Origin of the sequence: Flavobacterium sp. N502540 (assembly GCF_025947365.1) — a bacterium.
In the GTDB taxonomy this organism is placed as follows: domain Bacteria; phylum Bacteroidota; class Bacteroidia; order Flavobacteriales; family Flavobacteriaceae; genus Flavobacterium.
Window position 1 is genome coordinate 3,231,012 of record NZ_CP110012.1, and the last position, 19,302, is coordinate 3,250,313.

A 19,302-nucleotide genomic window follows, 5' to 3' on the forward strand; every position below is an offset into this window, starting at 1 on the left:
AGTTATTTTTATCTGCTGTAATTTTAATTTATGTCAGTCATAATTTTAAGGTAGAATAAAGTAAATCTTTCCATTTAGATGTTGAAAAAGAAACGGTTTAAAATAAAAACTAAGTATATGATTATAGGGTCAACAAATCATAAATATTAGATATTTATATTTAAAAATATACTTAAATTGTTGTCTGAAAGAAGTTTGTTCAGATGCATAAAATTTATGTGGTGGTTTTAAAACAAATAGAATCTTATAGACAAGATAGTTTCTCCGTTTTTATAAATGGCAAAGAACTCCCGATTGGGGCAACTTTTAAAGATGCTTTTTTTGAAAAAATAGAAGGGAATAAAATTTAACCGCAAAGGGCGCAAAGTTTTTTCTTAGATTGCGCTTAGTAACCGCAAGGAGCGCAAAGTTTTTTTCTTAGATTGTGCTTAATAAACGCAAAGTTCGCATAGCTTTATCCATTATAGCTTTGCGAACTTTGCGTTTGTATAGATTCTTATAGTTAAAAATCCTTGCGCTCTTTGCGGTTAAACAAACAGTGCTATTTTTTATTCTTACCGTTTTTATATACTACTTTCTCTACCACTACTGGTTTTCCATTGCCTTTTGGAAACTCTTTCTTCTTAGGTCTTTTATCAGCTGAACTTGATTTTGATGGACTTTGATCGCCTCTTGCTCTTTCAGAATCTTTAGGAGCGGCTTTAAATTCAGGTCTGTCCTTTGTGCTGTCTTTCTTTGGAATCTGAGCTTTGTGCTTGGCTAAAACATCATTCGGGTTTTTCGGGTTTTCTTTCGTTCCTCTTAAATGAATTACCAGTCCGTTTAAGAAATTACGTAAAACCTGATCACCACATTCCATATAATTTGGGTGATCTTCGGCTCTAAAAAAAGCGCCCAATTCTGATTTTGAAATTCTGAAATCTACTAATTCTAAAATTTCTACTATTTGGTCGTCACGAAGCATCAAAGCCACGCGAAGTTTTTTTAGGATATCGTTGTTTGTCATTTTTTGTTTTTTAGTTTCAAGTTTGTTTTAAGTTTCAAGTTCCCATAATCTTCGTCGGAATCACAAACTATACACTTAATTTTTTACAAAGGTACATTTTAAAAGTAATTATTATGATACAGGGTGTTTTAATTTTTTTTACAACGAATCGTAAGAATTAAAATTGGAACGCAATATAGCTAGTGAAAATTCATGTATTCGCGGCAGGTTCTTTCGCTTTTATTTAAAATTACAATTGTTTAAGATATTTATTAATTGATCTAAATCGGATTTTAAGTGTTGGGCTGTAATTACAATTCGATTACTATCTCTCGAATTTTTTTGATACCTGAAATTGGCAATAATAATTTTATTTGCTTTTAATGTTTCGATTGGATTTTCATCTTTTAAATAAAGCAAAATATATTTATAAGAAATATCTTTAAATTTTGATGTAAAAACGAATTTTAGTAAAATAAAGTCTGTAAATTACAGGTCTAACAAACCAAATTATTAACCATTATTAACTAAAATTTATGAAACAAAAGAATTTCACCTTTTCCTTCGTTTTGTTCTTACTCGCTTCAGGCATGCTGTTTGCACAAAAAATAACGGTAAAAGGAAGCGCAACAGATGAGAGGGGTGTTTCAATGCCAGGTGTAAATATCCAGGAAAAAGGAACATCCAATACTACTACTTCAGGTTTAGACGGGGATTTTGCCATTAGCGTAAATAAAGGATCAGTCTTGTTATTTTCGTTCGTTGGGTACAAAATGAATGAAGCTACTGTAACCCGAAGTATTTTGAACGTAAAAATGAATCCGGATTCTAAAGAGTTGGATGCAGTGACGGTAACCGCTTTTGGCATAAAAAATAAAACAAAATCTTTGGGTTATGCCAGCCAGACTTTGAAGGCCTCAGATATAGAAAGACCGGGCCAATTAAATGCTCTTGAAAGTTTGCAGGGAGGAGTAGCAGGAGTAACCATAAGTAAAACTTCCGGAGGAGTTGGTGCTGGTATAGACATTGTTATTCGCGGTGTCTCTTCTTTGGATCCGTCTAATAATAATCAGCCTTTGATTATTATTGATGGTAACCCTGTAAATAACGCTACAGCTATAGGAAATGTAGCTCCCTCAAAAGGTTCTAATTCTGTGAGTAGCGGAGAACAGTTTTCATTTTCCAACAGAGCAATAGATATCAATCCGGAAGATATAGAAAGCTACACTGTTCTTAAAGGAGCCGGTGCTACAGCATTGTATGGTATTTTGGCTGGTAATGGTGTGATTATTATCACTACCAAAAGAGGGAAAGAAGGAAAACCAAAAATTAATATCAATTCCAGTATTACTTTTAGTGAGGTAAATCATTATCCGGAGCTGCAATCCAAATACAGAGAAGGTCTAAACGGAGCTTCTTATGTAAAAAGTACCGTATCGGATAGCGCTAGTGGTTTTGAATGGGTAAATCCTGCAAGCCCGGGAGGGTTCTGGAGTTTTGGACCGGAATATTCCAGTTCAGATGGTGCAGGAATTAAATACAGAAATTTTTATAAGGATTTCTTTAAAACTGGTGTGACTCAAAACTTAGGCGTGAGTGTAAGCGGAGGAACAGAGAAAATCAATTATTTTGTGTCTGCTTCTACCAGTAAAGACGAAGGCATTGTACCAAACACTTCTTACCAAAGAAAAACTTTCAAAGCAAATGGAGGGTATCAGATTTCTGAAAAATTTAAAATTGGGTCCTCTTTTGCTTATACAAAATCCGGAGGTATAAGATCTAATAATGGAGACAAATCGGTTATGAGTTCTCTGGCATATTGGTCACCCTCTATTGATGTAAATGATTATCTTACCGCTGCCGGTAAAGAAAAAGATTATACAAATGGTATTATCGATCAGCCAAGATATTTTACCTCTGTAAGTAATTTAAAAGATGATGTAAATCGTATTATTGCTTCGGCCGATTTTAATTATCAGGCAACTTCATGGTTAAACTTTGTTTATAGAGCTAGTGTGGATAATTATTCTGAAACGAGAAACCGATATGTTCCTGCTAATCTCGATGTGGGAACAGCAGTAAATGGTTTTATTCTGGATGAAAATATTGGTTTTACGGGACTCAATTCTAGTTTTGTGATCACTGCCAATAAAAAATTTGGAAATTTTAATACTACCCTTACCTTAGGAAATCAAATTTTGGACACCAAAAATACGTATTCAAATGTGAGAGGGGAAGGAATTTTTATTACAGATTTTAATAATATTTCTAATGCGACCAATTTGTTTGCTTATAATACGGGTGAAGAGCGTGTAAGAAACGTGGGTAACTTTTTTGAAGCAAAAGCAGATTATAAAGAAATTATTTACCTTGGGGTTACGGGGCGATACGATCAGGTGTCTACTTTGCCGGTAAAGAATAATAAATTTGATTATTATTCTGCTAATTTGTCTTTTCTTTTTGGAGACCTGATCGATCAAAACAAATCTATTTTGTCTTATGGAAAATTAAGGACCTCCTGGGCACAAAGCGGAAAAACGCCCCCGTTTGCGATCTTTAGAAAAAATATAAAAGATGTAAATTTTCCATTCAACGGAGTTGGAGGAGTATCTGCCACATCTGTGGATGCCAATCCAAATTTGAAAGCCGAAATTATATCGACTTGGGAAATAGGTACGGATTTGCGTTTTTTTAGAGACAGGATCCGATTGGAATACACTTATTTTAACAGAGTTAGTGAGGATCAGATTATTCAAAGAATTGTGCCACAATCCTCTTCAATTACGGCATTCTGGGACAACGGCGGATCTTTAAAAACAACTGGAAACGAATTGACTTTAGGTGTAGATTGGTTTAAAAATCCAAAGTTCAGCTGGACCTCTACGCTAAATTTTACACAATACAAAACTAAAGTTACAGCATTGCCTTTTGAAAATATTATTTTCGGATATGACTCTCAGGCTACCAATATAACTTCACAAGTACGTTTGGGCGATGCAGCGGGAACACTTTATGGCCAGTCCTGGCAACGAGTAGACGGTAAAGTAGTGATTGGTGGAAACGGATTGCCTGTTTTTAATAAAACAAGTACGGGAGCCATAGCAATAGGTAAGATTGGTGAGGCTTTTCCGGACTGGGTAGCTACGCTAAACAATACCTTTAAAATTAAAAATTTTGATATCGGTTTTTTGCTGGAATATAAAAAAGGCGGAGACGCGTATGATACAGCCAGAAGAAACGGAATTAGAAATGGTGTTTTGGGAGTTACTGCTGACAGAAGCGAAACTGCTGTTTTAGACGGTGTAAAATCGGATGGAGCAGGAGGATATGTACCTAACGACATCCCTATAAATAAATCGTTACGAAACAATTATTATAACAATACGATTTACAATACAGCGGCGGATGCTCTTATTCAGGATGCCTCCTGGTTTAAGCTTAGAAATGTGTCGGTTACTTATAATATGACCAAAGAAGCATTAAAAATCATTGGTGTTTCTAATTTGTCTTTTACGGTATCGGGGAGTAATTTCCTGATTTGGACACCCTTTGATGGTTTTGATCCGGAAGGTTCCAGTTACAGTGCCGGTACCAATGTTTACGGATTTACGGGTTTGACGACTCCGCTTACACAATCATATTCATTTAGTATTAATCTAGGATTTTAATTTATAAAAGATGAAAAATATACTCAAAATATTCTTGATCATAATCATTGCCCTGACAACTTATAGCTGTAGCGATGATTATTTTGATGTAAATACACCAGGAAATGTAATACCTGATGCTAATAAGAATCTAAAAGATTTATTGGGCCCTGCAATTTACTACACATTTGATGCTCAGTACTCGGCCGCGACCAGAGTTTCTTTACTAACGCAATATACTTCCTCTGCACTTAATTCGTCAGTAGGGGTAGACAATCATTACGAAGAATCCTTAGATAGTTATTGGTCTTCTGCGTATGTAAAAGCTTTAGGAAACCTGAAAGAAGTAGCCGATAAAGCCGATGAAACAAAATCATCACATTACAAGGGCATTGTTCAAATTTTACAAGCAGTAAATTTTGGATTACTGGCGGATCTGTACGGAGATATACCTTTTTCGCAGGCGTCGTTGGCATCACAGAATTTTAAGCCGGAATATGACAGTCAGGAAGAGGTCTACAAAGGTATAAACAACCTATTAGATCAGGCAATTGCCAATTTATCAGCTCCTAACACATCCTCTTTTGCTCCGGGAAAAGAAGACCTTGTTTATGGCGGAGATGTAAAAAAATGGATAAAAGCCGCCTATACCTTTAAAGCGAGATATGCGCTGCACTTATCAAAAATTAATGCGACAACTGCTGCCAGTACGGTAGTTTCTTATTTAGCAAAAGGAATAACATCTAATGCTGATGACTTTCAATTGATTTACAATAAAGTACAGACAAATCCGTGGTATAATAATCAATTAGGACTTAATACCGGAAATGCATCTTATTTGATAACCAAGCAATTTATTGGTTTTATGAACGGAAACACGTTTGCTTTTAAAACGGTAACGATGGATCCCAGAATGCCATTACTGATTGATCTTAGAAGTTATCCTGTAACAGATGGGGTTGTGAATCCTAAAGATCCAAATCCTAATGTTCCGGGGAATTATATTGGTGGAGAACCTGGCCAGGGATCAAAAGGAACACCGGCACCTAATGCTAAAATAGGGCTGTATTCTTATTATTCAAAAGTAGATTCGCCAGTTGTTATTTTATCCTTTTCTGAAGTTAAACTAATGCAGGCTGAAGCACAATTTATTTTAAATGGAGGTAATGCGACAAGTACCGGAACAAATGCAATAGGGTATAGCGCCTATATGGATGCTATTGGTGCAAATATGGATAAATTGGGAGTTTCCGCTCCGGATAAAAATGCTTATTTGGGAGATGCTTCTATAAACAAAGGTGCCGCCAGTTTGCAGTTGAAAGATATTATGAGGCAAAAAAATATAGTACTTTATTTGAACTGCGAAACATTTAATGATTACAGAAGGTATGATTTTTCTACAAACGTTTTTCCGGGATTAGCCCTGCCAAAAGCTGCTGATCCTGCTAATGGAGGAAAATGGATAAGAAGATTTATTTATTCAACCAACGAAAGAAACGCGAATAAAGCAAATTATGAATTAAACTTTAAATCAATGGTCACACCGGTTTGGTGGGATAAATAAAAACTAGAACGGCTCTGATTTTTTGATCAGAGCTGTTTTTTTATACACTTTTGCTTTGATTCAAAATTTCAATTACCTGGTCTAAATCATCTTTAGTGTGATTGGCTGTAATTACAATTCGATTAATATCTCTCGAATTTTTTTGATACCTGAAATTGGCGATAATAATTTTATTTGCATTCAGAATATCCGTTATACGTTCCATTTCAATGTAAATCAAAGGATACGTTTTATCAAATTTTATATGCTCACTTTTGATAAGTTTTGTATCCAGATAATGTAGATTCTCCATTAATTTTTGATGCTGAACACGATAAATATCCGATGCATCGGCCAGTGTCTGAACAAAAGCGGGATTCATTCCGGCAGCCGATATAAAAGTATCCGTGTTTTTTATCTGATCGATGAAAGAAGTATCACTGCCAATAACACCGCCATTTAAGCCGAACGCTTTTCCTAGAGACGAAACCATAATTTTACGCTTAATGGGAAGGTTGATCTGTGAATAAATTCCACAGCCATTTTCTCCTAAAATTCCAAACGAATGGGATTCATCGATAACTAAAGTGACTTCTTTATGACTTGGGATTTCCTTTAAAACTAACAAATCAACAGCTTTGGTTTGATAGGAAGGGACTCCATCAGTAAGAATCGTAATTTTCTCTGCTTTAGAATCTGTCAGACGTGGATGTATTTGATGGTTCAAAAATATTGGTAAACTGTTTGGTGTTTTAATTGCGGTATGCAAATCTGAAAAATGAAAGAAACAATCGGTGGTTTTAGTCAATTGTTCTGTAACTAATTTTCCGGCCAGCATTCCTGAAGACACTGTAACGGCATTTTCGGCCTGTATGTGACGGGCGAGAAAAGCCTCACCATTTTCATAAGCCGTTAGTTTTATATTGGCATTGCGGGAGCTTCCGTAAGTAGTTCCCCATTTTCGTATATTTTGAATGACCAATTCCTGAAAAGCCTTATTGGTGGGCAATCCCAAATAAGCAGTTCCGCCAAAATACAAGTATTGCTTCTGATTGATTTCAATAGTTCTGTCCGGAAATTGATCTACGTTCATAAAAATTAGATTAAGGTTACTCCCGTGCCGTTAAGATCAGAATAATGAATTACACCCTTTTTTATGGTTACTCCGGTGGCAATATCCTGGGCTAGAAGTAAGGCTCCGTCCATATCCACATAATCCAGCTGAGGGAGCAAATGGGCAATAGCCGAGATTCCCACAGTCGATTCGGTCATGCAGCCCACCATCGTTTTGAGTCCTAATTTTTTGGCTTCTTCGATCATACGTTTCCCCGGAGTCAGACCTCCGCATTTTACAAGTTTTACATTTACACCATGAAAATGATTGAAACATTTTGCGACATCTTCTTCAATAATGCAGCTTTCGTCGGCTATTACAGGTAAGACAGAATGTTTAAAAACTTCCTTATGGGCTTCCCAGTCATCGGCTTTCATGGGCTGCTCGAGAAATTCTACACCTAGTTTTTTGAGCTCAATGGCGTTGTTTATGGTTTCTTCAACATCCCAGCCGCAATTGGCATCGATTCTGAAAATGGCATCGGTATGTTTTCGAAGTTCTTTGACAATAGCAATATCTTCTTTGGTGCCCAGTTTAATTTTGTAAATAGGCCACGGAAGTTCCTGCATTTTTGAAACCATTTTTTCGATAGAAGCAATACCAATGGTGTAATCCGTAAGCGGATTTTTTTCGGTGGAGTAATTCCATAATTCATATAGTTTCTTGCCTTTTTTGCGTGCGTACAAGTCATTATAAGCCATGTCTAAAGCGCATAAAGCAAACATGTCCTCTTTTAAATACGGATAGATTTTGGACCAGAAAATTTCGGGAGTTTCAGTGGTTGTACTTTCGATAAGGCTTCTAATTTTTTCTAAATCCTGAATCATTACCGGAACAGTTGTTTTGTAATACGGATTTGAAGTGGCTTCTCCAAAACCTGAAAAACCATCGCTTTTAAGTTCCACAATCAATGAAGGCTGAAAATCAATTGATTCTCTGGAAATGGTAAAAGTATGTTTGAGCTTTAAATTGTATTCTCTTAAAATTAATTCCATAAGTCTGTTTTTTTATTTAATAACCCAGCCAGATTATTGCTTTTGCAAAACCATCACGCCAAAGTTTTTCATTATGTTCGCCTCCTTTTACAATTTTAGATTTGGTGAGATGAAGGCAATAGCAGCGCTTAGTGTCCAGAAGACGTTCCATTTTTGTCATATCTCTTACCATATCGTCACTTTCTTTGTCTCCGCATAAAAAGTAAATTTTAGTTTTGACTTTAGGAGTTTGTTCCGTCAAAGTATAAATGTTGTTTGAAAACCAGAAAGATGGCGAGAATACACCTGCTTTTCCGAAGATTTCGGGATATTTTAACACGGCATAATACGAAACCAATCCGCCAAGTGAACTTCCCATAATCAGGGTGTTTTTTGCCTTAGTTTTGGTTCTGTAATTTTGGTCGATATAAGGTTTTAGCGTTTTTACAATAAAATCAAGATAATTATCGGCATCACCCCCGCCGTATTTTTCATTTTTATAGGGAGTTAATTCGTTTAAACGTTTGTCATTTCCATGTTCAATGCCTACTACGATTACGGGTGCTTTCAGACTGTCCAGTTTTTCATCTACATTCCATTCGCCCGCGTACGAGGTTTTGCCATCAAACAAATTTTGGGCATCGTGCATGTAAATCACGCTGTATCTCTTTTTGGCCGAAGCGGCATATCCGTCAGGAAGATATATCCATATTTTTTTAGTTGTTTTTAGCTGAGGAGCTTCGATTGTAAAGGCAGATACGTTTTTTGAAGCAGTACTCTCTTGTGCGCTTGCGACAGCGGTTACCCATAAGAAAATAAAAAAGAAAAATCTCCTAATCATGAGTACTGTTGCGTTTTAGAGTTAAAAACAATATTTTAGCTAAAAATAATAAATTGATGAATACCGAAGCCGAAAAGATAAGTTTACTTTTAGAAATGATTGCTTTCTCTACCGTTGACGGACAGTTGCATAAAAGAGAGTATGAGTTTTTGTGGCTGGTGGCTCAGGAACTAAATATTAGTCCCGATGTTTTTCGTGATTTATTTCATCAGGAAAGTGCCGGATCAGTTATAAAATCGGAGTTTCAGCGCATTCAGCAATTTTATCGACTGGCACTGATTATGTATTGCGATGGTATCTTGCATGAAAAAGAAGCCAAAGCCATACAGCAAATTGCGATCGAAATGGGTTTGAATCCCATTGCAACCCGACGTGTTCTCGATTTAATGAAAAAAGCGCCCAATGCTATAATCGATCCTAAGCTTTTACTGAAAGTATTTCAGGAACAGCACAATTAACGGTATAAGATTTTGATCAATTAATTACCTTTTTTTAATCGACATTTTTAAACCAATACCGGTTTGAAAATCAGGTGCATTGTCCAGATTTAAATCTTCTCTGAAATAGACAAAGTAAGAAAAACGTTTGGTGGAGTAGGTGCAGATAAAATTCCATCCCTCTAAGTCTTCGTATAAATGTGAAATCGTTTTTTGCCAATGCGTCTTGATTCTTTGTCCGGTCAGAACGGTATGATCTTTTTCTGTTTTCTTATTGTAAGAGCTTTGAAAATTGTAATTGATCGCATACGAAATACGGTTGTTGTTCTTCAGTTTTACCTTATAATCAATAAGACCTTCAAGACTATATAAGAAATCCCGGCTGCTGATATTTACGCGATCTCCATATTCTAAAAAATGCTGACGTAAAACTCCTGCACTGGCACCAAAAGTGAGAATGTTTTTGTTTTTAATGATCTTCTTTTTTAGAATAGAAGAAGAAATCCCAAAATCGGCCACAGGATTGTATTGCGAAGTATTGATACCGAGCTGTGTTCCAAAATTCAAATAGATATGATGTTTTTCATTCATTTCTAATTTGGGATAATAGTTGTAATTGATGTCAATTCCGGGAATGGTAAAATTACCGTTATGCATTGTGAGAACCCTGTCATTTTCATCTTTATAAGATATTCCGGCTTTATTTAAACCATAGTAACGTCTTGAGAAAGGATCTTCTCCTCCGGCAATGTTACTGTGAAACCATTCGATTGTTTCATCAGAAGTAAAAATAGAGTAGGGATATTTTCCTCCATCCAGCGAATTTATACGTAAACCGAAATTAAGTTCGTGATGAACCGTGATAGGCAATGTAAAAGTAAATCGATACGATCGAATCACACCATCGGCGGTGAACTCTTTAGTATTGTGTGGAACTTTATTTAAGTCAAAAGCATACTCCCGAGCATGCCAGGGCATATTTTCTGCCGTCTTTTGATCGTTGGGATCTGTTAATTCATATGATTTTACATAAGGAAGAGCGACATTGCCGCTCGAGAATTCAAATGAAAAAGAGTATTTGTCGGGAGAACGAACATTGAAATTATGATTTAATCTGGAAATATAAATTCCTAACGGGTGATTGGAAAGAATATTCGGTTTGATGATATCCGAAGAATTTTCTATTTCTTTATTCCAAAAATCGTTATTTTCAGATTGTGCGACAGCGTGAGCGTTGAAAACAAAAAAAACAAAAAGGAAGAGGTGGTATTTCATCTTGGAGTTTGAAAATTTTGTTAAAACTAATCAATTTGAAATTCCGTATAAAATATTTCTTAAATAATTTTAAGTATAAATTCCTCCTTTGTTTTTTAGGTTCGTTATTTTAAAATGATGTATTTAAGATAGTTGCTCCTGCAGTTTTTTAATGTCGTCACGCAGTTTTGCAGCCTGTAAAAAGTCCAGTTCTTTTGCCGCTTTCTCCATTGATTTTCGTTTTTCACGAATCATTTTTTCCAATTCCGTTTTCGATAAATAAGCCGTTTCCGGTTCTGCTGCAGCTGCCGGTAAAGTATGTCCTAATTCGTATTCAACCAGAGGATTTTTAGTAAAGGCACTATCGATTTTTTTATTTAAGGCCTGAGGAGTGATATTGTTTTGAGTATTATAATTGATTTGTTTGGTTCTGCGATAACTGGTCTCATCGATTGTTTTTTGCATACTGGCGGTGATCTTATCAGCATACATAATAGCTTTCCCGTTAAGATTCCTTGCGGCACGGCCAATAGTTTGTGTCAATGATCTGTGGTTTCTTAAAAAACCTTCTTTATCGGCATCTAAAATAGCAACAAGCGAAACTTCAGGTAAGTCCAAACCTTCACGCAGTAAGTTTACCCCGATCAAAACATCAAAAATTCCTTTGCGTAAGTCCTGCATAATTTCGATACGCTCCAGTGTATCCACGTCGGAATGAATATAACGACAACGAATGTTGACTTTGGTCAAATATTTGGCTAGTTCCTCGGCCATTCTTTTGGTCAGAGTGGTTACCAGAACTCTTTCGTCTAATTCGCAGCGAACCTGAATTTCTTCGATCAAATCATCAATCTGATTCAAACTTGGGCGGATCTCAATAATGGGGTCTAATAATCCTGTCGGACGAATGATCTGCTCTACATAAACCCCGTCTGTTTTCTGAAGTTCATAATCAGCGGGTGTTGCAGACACGTAAATAACCTGATTTTGCATGGCTTCAAACTCCTCAAATTTCAGAGGTCGGTTGTCCATTGCGGCAGGCAGACGGAAACCATATTCTACCAGATTTTCTTTTCGGCTGCGATCGCCTCCGTACATGGCATGAACCTGCGAAACCGTCACGTGACTCTCGTCTACTACCATCAAATAATCCTTTGGAAAATAGTCCAATAAACAGAAAGGACGGGTTCCGGCATCTCTGCCGTCAAGATATCTCGAATAATTTTCAATTCCGGAACAATATCCTAATTCGCGAATCATTTCTAAATCAAAATTTGTACGCTCTTCCAGACGTTTTGCTTCCAGATGTTTACCGATTTCTTTAAAATAATCGACTTGTTTGACTAAATCCTGCTGGATTTCCCAAATAGCACCTTGTAAAACATCAGGTGAAGTCACAAACATATTGGCAGGATAAATGGTTAGTCTGGTGAATTTTTCAATGACTTGTGAGGTTTTGGCATCAAAGGACTCTATTTCTTCTATTTCATCACCAAAAAAGTGAATTCTATAGGCGTCATCGGCATAACTTGGGTATACTTCAACCGTATCTCCTTTGATTCTGAAGTTTCCGGGAGTAAAATCTGCTTCCGTTCGGGAATATAAACTCTGAACCAGGCTGTGTAGTAATTTCGTTCGGGAAATGACCTGATCTCTTGCTATTTCGATGACATTTTTCTGAAATTCAACAGGATTTCCGATACCATACAAACAGGAAACCGAAGCGACAACCAATACATCACGACGCCCTGAAAGCAGGGAAGAAGTAGTGCTCAGACGCATTTTTTCCAGTTCTTCATTGATGGATAAATCCTTTTCGATAAATACTCCGGTAACCGGCATAAAAGCTTCCGGTTGGTAATAGTCGTAGTAAGAAACGAAGTATTCCACAGCATTATTTGGAAAAAATTGTTTAAACTCAGAATACAATTGTGCCGCGAGCGTTTTGTTGTGCGCCAAAACCAAAGTAGGTCTCTGTACTTCCTGAATAACATTGGCTACCGTAAAAGTTTTTCCGGAACCGGTAACTCCTAATAAAGTTTGGTATTTTTCACCGTCTATAATGCCTTGTGAAAGTTTTTCTATTGCTTGTGGCTGATCACCTTTTGGACTGTATTCAGAGGATACCTGGAAATTCATTTTTGGATGATGAAAGATTAGTGTTGTAAAGATACGAGTTTGATTTCTTTTTTTGCTCAAAGGGGAATTCAAAAAAATGCACTGTCCAAAAAGCCAGAAACTATTTGAGCAGTGCATTTTTTATCAATTAAAAAGTCAATTACTACTTCATTCAGAGCTTGATACGGATCAATACTTGGATTGATTGGATGGATGCAATCTGTTTACGGCTCAAACTTCAATTTTCGAATATAATCTCCCCGTACAGGTATTCCAGGTAATAAAGTAATGATAGGTTTGATTTTGAAAATCTTTAAAACTAATTATGTCTGTCTAAACCTATCTAGCAACGGTTTTGAATTAGTCGAGGGTGTACAGAAGGAAATGGAATATTACAGCATTACAACACATTATATAACTAAACAAAAATTGAATAACAATACAATGAAAAATTATTGATAAGAGTGACTTAATTAATACTTAAAACATACTGAAGTTTAACTTAAAAACAAAACCAATTGATCTAAGAAATAGAGCATATTACACTTTTGAGAGTGTTTTTCTAATTATAAATATAGACATATTACTCTTTAATAAATCTTTTTGTAAAGTTTCCGCCATCTGTTTCCACATTTAATAAGTAAGTGGCGGCCGCCAGATTTTTAACATTAATCTTGTCCCCTTCCAGCTTAACATTAATCTTCTTGCCTGAAATCTCATAAACTTTAATGGATTTAATTTTTGTTGGTGATTTAATATTGATATAATCTGTAGTTGGATTTGGATAAACGGATATGTCAGAATATTTTAAAAATTCTTGCACAGATAATTTACTTTCATTATTAATCTTAATGTTATCGATATAGGCACTACCGGAAGAATTTGGACTTTGTCCAAATGCCATTCCTGTTATCTCCGAAGTTTTATTTGTGTCTTTTATTAATGTTCCATTCAAATAATAGCTAATTTTCGATGCTGTTCTTTCAACTTTTACCCTATACCACGTATTTGTAGTCCATGTTGCCGTCGCGTTTGTAAAATTTCCAGTGTAATCAGTAAAATTTCCATCGTTATTAAATATCAGTATATCATACCCACGATTAGTAGGGGAATCAATACCGAAAAAAAAAGAGGAGGAAGTTGGTGATTGCTCAGTTATTTTAATATCAAAAGATATTGTAAAATTACCTGGGAAAGCTATAGGAAGATCTTTGTAAGCCCCTATATATGGAGTATAAGGTTTACCTAAATTAGGGTCATTTGTTATTTTTAAAGCATTATTTCCATCAGTTTGATTTCCCTGAGTAATAATCTGATTTTGTCCTACTGTTGTCCATCCATTTTGTCGATTTATATCACCAAGCGTAAAACCTTCTGCGTTTTCAAAAGAAATTGTTTGTTGCGAGAAACTCAATGTCGAAATTAGCAACGAAATAAATAAATAAACCTTCTTCATAATGTAAAAAATATATTGTTAAATATTTTGTGAATTTACAAAACAAAGTATTGTCTTACAAAAAAAAGCACTTATAATTTAAAAGGTGTCAATAAAAGGAAAAGAATTAAGAAGATCATTCCCTTCATAAGTTTATAGTTAAACATTCAGGAGACTGGTTGCCGAAGAATCTGAATAGGGTTTATTTCTTAAGACGGAACTTCGTCGACGTTATAGAGTACCGGACACCTAATAAAGTTTGGTATTTTTCACCGTCTATAATGCCTTGTGAAAGTTTTTTAATGGATCACCTTTTGGACAGTATTCCGAGGTATCTGGAAATTTATTTTTAGACGATGAAAGATTAGTTTGTACTTCTAACGACGATTTTTTATGTGTCGTTATTTCAGAACTAGACTTATGATTCAAGAAAAAACCGTCAACAAATTTAATGTTGACGGTCTTTTTTATAGTTGAGAATGATTTAGAAGCTAAGGCTTAATCTTGCAAAAACAAAACGTCCGTTTTGACCAAATTGCGATACATTTCTGGAATACACAAATTGATTTTGGTTGGATAAATCAATAGCAGTTGGAGTAGCGGCATAGGTTATATTTCCATTTGCGTCAACGCCATTGGCTCTTCTTGCTGTTTGCGGTCCCAGGTTTTTGTCCGGATAAATATCAAAAACATTGTTAGCACCGATTATAATTTTAGCGATAGGACTAATTTTAAAACCTACAGACATATCGGTAATCACTCTTCCTCCCCAAACAGGATGTTCGTTTTCCACCGCTTTTCCATTTACAATAGTGGCGCCTATAAAACCATCACCGTTTACGTCAGCAACGTTTGGATCTGTTACATCTCCAAAGTAAACGTTTCTTAAGAAGAAATCGAACTTTTTGTAAGTAAGGCCGTTTGTCAGATTTACTTTTACTCGCGGTACTGCTTCTTCTAAATAAATTCTTGAAGATTCTGAAAAATAAGTATTTACCTGACCTGCCGCTTCCAGTATAGGAGAGGCATGGATGTTTCCTATTTTACGTGTTTTTGAAAAGGTACCGGACAAGTCATTTTTTAAAGTCAGATTTTCATTTAGGTTCATTTTGTTGGTAAGTACCACATCAATTCCTTTAGATTCGGTATCAATTGCATTGGCGAAGAAAGTTGCCGCATTTGCGCCAGCCTGATCATATAAAGGCTGAGTCAGAGGAGTTGGCGTAAACTGATCGGTAAGTACTACTCTGTCGTTTATTTTGATGTAATAAGCGTCTGCAGTTATGGTAAGGTTGGCTGATGGAATTTTAGCTGTAAATCCGGCACTAACACTGGTTGACTCTTCTTGTTTTAATTTCGGAATTCCAAGTAATTTTGCGATTTCAGAATCATTGCTAAAAGTTCCTACTTCAAAAGGGACTCCTCCTGTAAATTGTGTTGCAGTGGATTCATAATAAATTTGATGTAAGGATGGAGCTCTGAATCCTGTTGAGAAAGCACCCCGTAAATTGATGTTGTCTGTAAGTTTATAGCGGGTTGCAATTTTAAAATTAGTAGTGCTTCCAAAATCGGAATAATTTTCAAAGCGGACAGCTCCGTTTAATAACCATTTTTCGGTTACATCTAACTCTAAATCTGTATAGAGAGCCACACTGTTTCTTTTTTCGGTTTTTGCATTTTCTGCTCTGTAACCCGGAAAAACCTGTGCTCCACCTGGTCTGGCGGCGCCATAAAAATCCGTTACTCTTATGTTGGCAGGTGTTGTGCCGGTAACTACATTTCCGTTGATATCGTATTGGCTGTAAGAATCAGGAACTCCGGCATTGATACCGTACTGTTCGTAGCGATATTCGGCACCAAAAGCGACATTCAGGGTATTGATTTTTTTGCTCATATCAAAATTTGTTGTGTTTTGAGCAAAACGTAAACCTCCTGCATCAAATTCAGTAGGGGAACCTTCTCTTAAAGTAGCATTTACAGTATTTTCGATGTTATAATCAAAGGAATTTCGGCCATATGTATTGCTCAAATCAAAATGCCAGTCTTTGAAAATGGTCCCCCTAAGTCCTGTTGCAGCAGAAAGGTCATTAATGGTCGAATGAATTTCGGGTAAAAAGCCATTTAAGTATAAACCGGTGTAAGATCTCGATTGATTAGGTCTTCTGAAAAAACCAGCAGATTCACCATTTCTATAACTGGTTCCACCAAAAACGTAAACTTCTAATTTATCATTTATGGGATAGGCGGCATTCAAAAAGAACTGAACACTTTTAAATTCAGATTGTCCTATTCTCATATTAAAGTTCCTTCTTTCAAGTTTTCGGTAAGCCAGTTCTCCGTCCGTAGCATCAAAATTTAAGGCCGTTTGTAATTGCGAAATAGTTGTGGCATTACTGATATTCGTTTGTTGTGCCCCGGTAAAATAACTTACTTTGGGAGCATAGTTTTTTATTAAACTTACAATTTGAGCAGAATTAGGAGTATTGGTAATGTTTCCGTACAGAGAATTTATATTTATTCCGTCTTCTGAAGCTCTTTGCTCAATCGCATTATAAGCGTTATAGATGGTACCTGTGGCATCATTAGCCCTGCTTGTAGCATCTCTTAATTGCAAGCTTCCCGTTAAATTAATAAAACTTTTTTCTTTGCCTAAATTTGTTCCGTAATTAACATCCATTTGGTAATTGTTACCATCATTTCCTCCCCTGTGATCGTTAGCATTTCGTGAAAAATTACTTCCTGAAAAGAGATTAATATCTATTTTTTTAGTGTCTTTTTTTACGTTAAGATTAATTACCCCTGCTATAGCGTCTGAGCCATATTGAGCAGAAGCACCATCTCGCAGTACTTCTATTTTTTCAAGAGCGAAAGCGGGAATTGCATTCAAATCGGTTCCTACTGATCCTCTTCCCGGGGTTCCGTTTATGTTAACTAAAGAGGAGGTATGCCTTCTTTTACCATTTACCAAAACCAATACCTGATCAGGGCCTAAACCTCTTAATTGCGCCGGATCAAGGTGATCCGTTCCGTCAGCTACCGTTTGGGTATTTGAGGTAAAGGAAGGTGCCACCATGTTCAAAATCTGGTTCAGGTTGGTTTGTGCGCCTTGTGTTGCAATATCCTTCATTGCAATAACATCTATAGGAACAGCTGATTCTGTAACAGTTCGGGTAGGGTTACGCGAACCAATGATCACTACATTCTCCAGGCTTTCACCACTGCCTCCCGACAGCGTAACATTTACAGTTGATCCGTTAACTGTTACAGTTTTGGTTTGTAACCCTACGTATGAAAATTGCAGAACGTCACCAACTTTGGCCTCAATAGTATAGTTCCCGTCAATATCGGTAACGGCTCCTTTTTTGGTACTGATGACCAAAACAGTAACTCCCGGTAAAGAGGCTCCTGTGTCATCGACAACTTTTCCTTTGACAAGATCGATTTGTTTGTTTTGATTGGTCTGAATGGTATTTTTTCGGTTTTTCGTATTTTCAGCAGCAGTAAGATTGTTGCCGTTCGCTAAAAGAATAGTGAATGCAAAAGGTGTGAGTAACACTTTTTGGAGTCGTAAATACATTTGGTTTTTGAATAGATTCTTCTTCATAATTCTGGTTTATATTAGTTTGGTTTAAATTAATATGAAAGCAAAAAAATAAATAGCAAGCCGGTCTACTATAAATTATTTTGAAATTGAATTTGTTTTGGAATTTTTATTCAATAAATCTCTGAACCATATGGTTATTGTCACTTTTTTAATTTAGGACTGGTCCAGTAGATTGAGGGGGATGGTTCGCTCTATTTTGACGATTTTTTAAAATAGTTTTGCTGTAATTGTAAATATATATAATTTTAAGTTAAAACTATTGATTAGTTTATTTTAAAAGTTATTTTTTAAGTTTTTAATATTTAATTCGTATTTACGTTGCGAAAAATATTTTTCTTTAAGGGTTTGAGTTTGTTTTCTTAGGATTTAAAAACTCAATTATTTCTTCATTTACAGCTTTAGATTGATCTATGCTTAAAAAATGACCCGCATCATGAATCGTTTTTGTTTTACCGTTTACTAAAAGTTTCTGAGCTCTTTCGAGGGTTTCTTGTGAATTGATAATGTCTTGATCTCCAATTAAAACCAGAACCGGATTGGTGATGGATTTCAGTTCATCATCTGAGAAAGGACGCATTTTCAGCATGCTTGAATTTGACTTTGCATATTTGTTGGCCAAATAGAATTGTCTTTTGTAAACCGGACTGATTTTTTCAGGATGAATAGAAAAAATTTTTAATGTTCTTTCGAATTTCTTTTCATTGGGGAAAAGTTTCAACATCAAAGCAGGAGTCATCTTTCTTACTTTGTCTATAGATTTAAAGGTTTGTGCTGGGCTTAACAGCACTATTTTATCAATTGAATTTTCTTTTTGAGCGGCTAGTAATGTTGCGATCCAGCCACCGCGGGAGGCTCCTATAAGATCAATTTTTTTTAATTTGTAATGATTGAAAATTTCATTGTGCAAACGGACTATTTCTTCTGAAGAGAGCGGTTTAGAAGTCAAAGTAGATTTTCCGGGTTCCATTATAAAATCAATGGCATAAATGCGGTGTGTTTTGGAGAGTGCTTTTATGTTGGGATACCACATGGTCGAACTTGCATCCATTCCGTGAAGCAGAACCAGGTCTTTGCCATCTCTTAAACCGGTAACAATTACGTGGGCAGTTCCGTAAGTGGTTTGTATGTTTTCTTCCGTATAAGGAATGTCCCAAAGTTTCAACGCCTGATCGTATGAATCGATATAAGCTTGTTTTTCGCTTTTTGTTTTAAAAACATAATCGTCAAATTTTGCCTTTTTTGAAGAGGCACAACCTGCAAGCAAAAAAAATAATACTACTATAAAGATTTTTTTTGGCATAGGAATAAAATTCAAATTACTTTAAAGGTACAAAAAATGTAAACCCTAAG

13 protein-coding genes are annotated in these 19,302 nt (G+C 35.8%); 4 read left to right on the plus strand and 9 right to left on the minus strand.

Annotated features, from left to right (window positions below; all coding sequences use genetic code 11):
• The first annotated feature begins 203 nt into the window (after positions 1–203).
• On the plus strand, positions 204–350 hold the full coding sequence (locus OLM58_RS13625) for a hypothetical protein (protein ID WP_264529342.1): 147 nt from the start codon (positions 204–206) through the stop codon (positions 348–350).
• A gap of 191 nt (positions 351–541) precedes the next feature.
• On the opposite strand, the gene OLM58_RS13630 is transcribed toward OLM58_RS13625, so the two are convergent.
• Positions 542–1,006, minus strand: coding sequence for a DUF1456 family protein (locus OLM58_RS13630; protein ID WP_264529343.1), 465 nt, complete (start codon positions 1,004–1,006; stop codon positions 542–544).
• 515 nt (positions 1,007–1,521) lie between these two features.
• On the opposite strand from OLM58_RS13630, the gene OLM58_RS13635 reads away from it, so the two are divergent.
• The gene (locus OLM58_RS13635; protein ID WP_264529344.1) at positions 1,522–4,653 is read left to right on the plus strand and encodes a SusC/RagA family TonB-linked outer membrane protein; all 3,132 of its coding nucleotides are present in this window, start codon (positions 1,522–1,524) and stop codon (positions 4,651–4,653) included.
• Between the two features lie 10 nt (positions 4,654–4,663).
• Entirely contained in the window at positions 4,664–6,196 is a 1,533-nt protein-coding gene (locus OLM58_RS13640) for a SusD/RagB family nutrient-binding outer membrane lipoprotein (RefSeq protein ID WP_264529345.1), read from the plus strand.
• Between the two features lie 40 nt (positions 6,197–6,236).
• On the opposite strand, the gene OLM58_RS13645 is transcribed toward OLM58_RS13640, so the two are convergent.
• The 3 genes from OLM58_RS13645 to OLM58_RS13655 are packed head-to-tail and all read right to left on the minus strand — an operon-like array spanning position 6,237 to position 9,104.
• On the minus strand, positions 6,237–7,268 hold the full coding sequence (locus tag OLM58_RS13645; protein ID WP_264529346.1) for an aminotransferase class I/II-fold pyridoxal phosphate-dependent enzyme: 1,032 nt from the start codon (positions 7,266–7,268) through the stop codon (positions 6,237–6,239).
• 5 nt (positions 7,269–7,273) lie between these two features.
• Positions 7,274–8,284, minus strand: a complete 1,011-nt coding sequence (locus OLM58_RS13650; protein WP_264529347.1) for a dipeptide epimerase — start codon at positions 8,282–8,284, stop codon at positions 7,274–7,276.
• A gap of 16 nt (positions 8,285–8,300) precedes the next feature.
• The gene (locus OLM58_RS13655) at positions 8,301–9,104 is read right to left on the minus strand and encodes an alpha/beta hydrolase (protein WP_264529348.1); all 804 of its coding nucleotides are present in this window, start codon (positions 9,102–9,104) and stop codon (positions 8,301–8,303) included.
• Between the two features lie 56 nt (positions 9,105–9,160).
• Between OLM58_RS13655 and OLM58_RS13660 the strand changes: the two genes are divergently transcribed.
• Positions 9,161–9,562 (plus strand): hypothetical protein, encoded by a 402-nt coding sequence (locus tag OLM58_RS13660; RefSeq protein WP_017495447.1) that lies wholly within the window; start codon positions 9,161–9,163, stop codon positions 9,560–9,562.
• Between the two features lie 24 nt (positions 9,563–9,586).
• Here OLM58_RS13660 and OLM58_RS13665 read toward each other — a convergent pair whose 3' ends face one another.
• The 5 genes from OLM58_RS13665 to OLM58_RS13685 all read right to left on the minus strand — a co-directional run bounded on the left by OLM58_RS13665 (position 9,587) and on the right by OLM58_RS13685 (position 19,252).
• Complete coding sequence (locus OLM58_RS13665; RefSeq protein WP_264529349.1) at positions 9,587–10,816, minus strand: hypothetical protein; 1,230 nt, start codon at positions 10,814–10,816, stop codon at positions 9,587–9,589.
• A gap of 123 nt (positions 10,817–10,939) precedes the next feature.
• Positions 10,940–12,934, minus strand: coding sequence for an excinuclease ABC subunit UvrB (gene uvrB, locus OLM58_RS13670; RefSeq protein ID WP_264529350.1), 1,995 nt, complete (start codon positions 12,932–12,934; stop codon positions 10,940–10,942).
• 562 nt (positions 12,935–13,496) lie between these two features.
• On the minus strand, positions 13,497–14,369 hold the full coding sequence (locus tag OLM58_RS13675; protein ID WP_264529351.1) for a T9SS type A sorting domain-containing protein: 873 nt from the start codon (positions 14,367–14,369) through the stop codon (positions 13,497–13,499).
• Between the two features lie 463 nt (positions 14,370–14,832).
• Positions 14,833–17,952, minus strand: a complete 3,120-nt coding sequence (locus OLM58_RS13680; protein ID WP_264529352.1) for a TonB-dependent receptor — start codon at positions 17,950–17,952, stop codon at positions 14,833–14,835.
• Positions 17,953–18,289: 337 nt separating this feature from the next.
• Positions 18,290–19,252 (minus strand): alpha/beta fold hydrolase, encoded by a 963-nt coding sequence (locus tag OLM58_RS13685; protein ID WP_264529353.1) that lies wholly within the window; start codon positions 19,250–19,252, stop codon positions 18,290–18,292.
• Positions 19,253–19,302: the final 50 nt, after the last annotated feature.

Coding starts and splice junctions, on each gene's coding strand:
- OLM58_RS13625 (WP_264529342.1), top strand. CDS start 204: ATGCATAAAATTTATGTGGTGGTTTTAAAACAAATAGAATCTTATAGA.
- OLM58_RS13630 (WP_264529343.1), bottom strand. CDS start 1,006: ATGACAAACAACGATATCCTAAAAAAACTTCGCGTGGCTTTGATGCTT.
- OLM58_RS13635 (WP_264529344.1), top strand. CDS start 1,522: ATGAAACAAAAGAATTTCACCTTTTCCTTCGTTTTGTTCTTACTCGCT.
- OLM58_RS13640 (WP_264529345.1), top strand. CDS start 4,664: ATGAAAAATATACTCAAAATATTCTTGATCATAATCATTGCCCTGACA.
- OLM58_RS13645 (WP_264529346.1), bottom strand. CDS start 7,268: ATGAACGTAGATCAATTTCCGGACAGAACTATTGAAATCAATCAGAAG.
- OLM58_RS13650 (WP_264529347.1), bottom strand. CDS start 8,284: ATGGAATTAATTTTAAGAGAATACAATTTAAAGCTCAAACATACTTTT.
- OLM58_RS13655 (WP_264529348.1), bottom strand. CDS start 9,104: ATGATTAGGAGATTTTTCTTTTTTATTTTCTTATGGGTAACCGCTGTC.
- OLM58_RS13660 (WP_017495447.1), top strand. CDS start 9,161: ATGAATACCGAAGCCGAAAAGATAAGTTTACTTTTAGAAATGATTGCT.
- OLM58_RS13665 (WP_264529349.1), bottom strand. CDS start 10,816: ATGAAATACCACCTCTTCCTTTTTGTTTTTTTTGTTTTCAACGCTCAC.
- uvrB (WP_264529350.1), bottom strand. CDS start 12,934: ATGAATTTCCAGGTATCCTCTGAATACAGTCCAAAAGGTGATCAGCCA.
- OLM58_RS13675 (WP_264529351.1), bottom strand. CDS start 14,369: ATGAAGAAGGTTTATTTATTTATTTCGTTGCTAATTTCGACATTGAGT.
- OLM58_RS13680 (WP_264529352.1), bottom strand. CDS start 17,952: ATGAAGAAGAATCTATTCAAAAACCAAATGTATTTACGACTCCAAAAA.
- OLM58_RS13685 (WP_264529353.1), bottom strand. CDS start 19,252: ATGCCAAAAAAAATCTTTATAGTAGTATTATTTTTTTTGCTTGCAGGT.